A 4095-nucleotide genomic window follows, 5' to 3' on the forward strand; every position below is an offset into this window, starting at 1 on the left:
CGAGGAAGGTCGTCGCGGCGCGAGCCGCACTGTACGAGGCCGAGCGGCAGGAGCTGCACGCACAGGGTGCCGCGCGGGTCGTGGCGATCCGGGCCGAGGCGGCGCGGGACCGGGCGGATCGTCTGCTCGGCGAGCGGCCGGAGCAGACCGCCGAGGGCACCGCTGGGACGCCGTGGAAGAACGTGCTGGGAAAGAGCACGGACCGGGGCCTGCAAAAAGGCGTTCTGACTCCGGAACGTCTGTCGTACTACACGGCGTCGTACGCGGGGCGGAAGTTGCCGCAGAGCGACGCGGCCCGCTGGGGCGAGGCCGACGAGTGGGGCGAGTGGGCCGCACAGGAGTACCGCGACCATGGCTCCGTCGGCGTGCAGAGGGTGATGGACGCCCTGCAAGAGCGGCTCGCCGCCCTGCGGTCCGACGCGGACGCCGCTCAGGCCAGGCTGAATCAGCGCAAGTCGGAGCTGGAGCCGCAGCTGCAGGCGGCGGAGCAACGCCACGCCGCCGACACCGCCGCGGTGAATGCTGCGCAGATCCGGGCGTCCAAGGCCAAGGCAGCGGCCCATAGGAAGTGGCAACAGCTCGAGGTCGCCAAGAACGAAGTAAAGGAGTTGGAGGAGGCAAAGAAGAACGGATCCGCCACCCCGGAACAGGCCAAGGCGGCGCACGACAGGCTGGCCGTGGCGCAGAACGCCGAGGCCAGGGCGGAAGCCCGGTGGAAGAAGGCGAACCAGGACCTGGAAGGGGCGACGCAGCGCCAGAAGGCCAGTGCCGCGGACCTAAGTGCGGTGCACACGGCGATCCGGGACGCGGAGCGGGACGGTGACACCACTCGTGGCAAGGCCACGGGGGCGGAGCCCCAGGCAGAACGGGTGACGGGCGGGCAGGCCGAGCCGGCGCGGACGCAGAGCCAGGCGGACGCCGAGACCGCACAGGCACGGGAGTCGCAGGAGGAGGCCGCCCCGCAGGCGGCGGAGGGGGCGCAGATCCAGGCGGACGCCGAGGCCGCACGGGCGAGGGTGTCGGAGGCCGAGGCCGCCACGAAGGCGGCGGAGCGGGACCTGGAGCAGACCCGAGCGGACCTGGGAGCTGCCGGGCAGGGCAAGGGCGCTGATCGCGCGGATGCCGGGACGGCGCGGGAGGGCGCGGGCACTCATCCGGCGGATGGGCGCGCCAGGGCAGAGGAAGTGGCCGCGCGCGTGCGGATGGCGGAAGCCGAACGCGATGTGGCCGAGGCCAGGGCGGACGAGGTGGCGGCGCGGGCCGATCTCGCCGCGTCCGATCTTGCAGTGGCACGGGCGGACCTGGACACGGTGCTGCGGCAGCAGCGGAACGACGCCGACGCTCGCGAGGCGGCGCTCGACCGGGTGCACCAGGCCGAGGACGCCCTGTTCGACGCTCAGGTGCATGCCGGGGTGATGCGGTCCAGGTCGGACCGGGCGGCTGCCGCGGTCGACAAGGCCGCATACGCTCCGCGCACGGCCCGCGAGGACGCGGCGGAGGCCCCGTCAGGGCGTCAGCAGGCGCATCTCGGCGAGATTCTCGATCCGGCGGTGCGGGAGCGCGCAATCAGCAGCCGGCTGGCCGATGAAGAGGCCGCCCTGCGCGAGGCGGAGCAGAGGCATCAGGATGCCGTCGCGGAGCTGAGGGAGACGCGGGAGCGCGAGGCCGCCAGGGTCGCGGCGGAGCAGGACCACGAAGGCGGCGCGAAGTCCGCGGAGCAGCAGCAGAAAGAGGTCGCCGACTCGCCGGCGGTCAAGGCCGCACGGGCGCGGGCGGCGGAGAGGGCCCACACCCTGTCCGTGGCGAAGGCGACGGTCAAGGCGGTGACGGAGGCGCTGCAGCACCGGCAGGCCGACAAGGCAGAGCTCACCTCGGCTCAAAAGCACGTTGCCGAGGCCCAGGACGCACTGCAGCGGGCTAGGGAGGAATTGGCGTCGGCGCGGGCGGACTTGGACACGGTGCTGGCGCAGCAGCGGGACGACGCCGACGCTCGCGAGGCGGCGCTCGACCGGGTGCACAGGGCCGAAGACGCTGTCAGGGCCGCCGAACCGAATCTGCGGAAGGCACAGTCGGAAGCGGCACCGCAGCAACGGGACACTCCCGCGGCACACGAGCTGGTGACGGAACGCATCCTGGCCGACTCCGCCCGAGCCCGAGGGTGGCGGAACGAGGCGGAGAGGACTCAGGACGGGACCGACGAACGGCGCGGGACCGCCAAAACCGAAGCGGCATATTGGTCGAAGCAGGCCGAGCAGGCGCGGCTCGACGCATCGGACGCGCGGCAGCAGGCGGCCAAGGCCGCGGTGCGCGAGGCCCAGGTGAAGGCCGAACTCGGCCCGAAGCTGGAGGCACTGGAGCAGCGGACCGCCGAGGCGGCAGGGGCGCGGCTCGATACTGCCGAAGGGTCCCGAAGCGAGGCGCCGTCGAAGTCGGCGGCGGCCAAGTCGGACACGCAGGCGGCCGCTGAGGCGGAGAAGCCCAGGGAGGCTGACGCGCAGTCCGTCAGCGATCTGCGCAGCCGGCTGGCCGAGGCCGAGCAGACCGCCCGTGACACGGCGGCGAAGGCCGAGGTGGAACAGATCTGGGCGGATCACCTTGCTGAACGTGCGGAGGTGGCCGCGGCGCGGAAGACGGAGCCGGATGCTGAGGTGCCCGGTGCGCAGAAGGCCGGATGGCACGCCCTGGTGACGGGCCGGGAGTTCGATCCGCGGCGCGGCAACCTGACCGAGGAACGCGTCGCGTATCTGGTGGAGCACTATGCGCTCGAGCAGCGGGAGGCGACGCAGTCTCTGTCGACCTTGAAGGCGGAGGCGGAGCAGGCCAAGGTGTGGGGCGCTCTGGCCGGGAAGGAGTTCGACCGCGGGGGCGCAGCCGCCGTACAGACGGTGATGGACGCGCTGACGTCGCATCTCGCCGATCTGCGGCAGGCAAGGCAGGGGGACAGGTCTGCGGTCGCGGCGGAGCGGCAGGAACATCCCGTGCTCGCCCTGGCGCTCAGGTCCGGAATGCCGTTCGAAGTCGCCCTTGATTGGGCGGCCCATGTCCGTCGGACGTGGGAATCGGGCGATGCCACGGCGATGCGCGGCGCATGGGCGGACTTCCAGCGTGCGACGGACGCCGTGACGAGCTGGACCGATCGTCCTGCGGCCGGCCAGAGCGCGCACGGCACGAAGGATCCGTCGGCTGCCGGTGAGGGCACGTCAGGACGTGACAGCGGCGACGACATGTGGAGCGAGCCGGACGCAGACACCGAGAGCGTGTCCAGCGACCGCAGCGACGCCGGGTCGGACGCCACCGCTGCCGAGAGGCCGGAGAGCGAACCGGAGCCGGAGTTCCAGCTTCTGAAGTCCGAGGACAGCGGCGCGGACTCCGCTCGGGAGGCGCGGCCGCAGGTCGCGGTGATGGAACGCGCCGAGTCCGACTCGCCGCTCTCCGCCACTATGGCCGAACTGCTGAAGGGGATCTACAAACCGGACGGGGAACCCCACCTCCCGGCCGGGGAGGGGGAGAAGGCGTCCGGCGCCGAGTCCACGCTCGGGGACGCGGCCGACGGCCGCGAAAGCACCGACGATTCCGGCCGTACGCAGACGGAAGCGGACACCGCGCGGGCCGGTGAGTCCGCTGATCGCGGCATCGGCGATGCGGCTGCTGCGGATCGCGGCAGTGGTGATGCGGTTGCTGGGGATCGTCCTGCGGCTGCGGAGGCGGTCGGGACTCCGGCGGCCGGGCGGACCGGAGCCGACATCGCGCGGACCGCCGAGTCCCGGGCTTCCGCCGCTGATCGCGGCAGTGGTGATGCGGCTGCTGGGGATCGTCCTGCGGCTGCGGAGGCGGTCGGGACTCGGGCGGCCGGGCGGACCGCAGCCGATACCACGCGGACCGCCGAGTCCCGGGCTTCCGCCGCTGATCGCGGCAGTGGTGATGCGGCTGCTGCGGATCGTCCCGCGGCTGCGGAGGCGGTCGGGACTCGGGCGGCCGGGCGGACCGGAGCCGACATCGCGCGGACCGCCGAGTCCCGGGCTTCCGCCGCTGATCGCGGCAGTGGTGATGCGGCTGCTGCGGATCGTCCCGCGGCTGCGGAGGCGGTCGGGACTC

The 4095-nt window shown here is 72.9% G+C and carries 1 protein-coding gene; it reads left to right on the top strand.

Going from position 1 to position 4095, the window contains the following annotated elements; translation table 11 throughout:
- Positions 1-4095, top strand: a 4095-nt coding sequence (locus ACFYMM_RS35395; RefSeq protein WP_388394482.1) for a hypothetical protein, incomplete at both ends; no start/stop codon positions are given.

Origin of the sequence: Streptomyces sp. NPDC006739 (genome assembly GCF_042869815.1) — a bacterium.
In the GTDB taxonomy this organism is placed as follows: domain Bacteria; phylum Actinomycetota; class Actinomycetes; order Streptomycetales; family Streptomycetaceae; genus Streptomyces.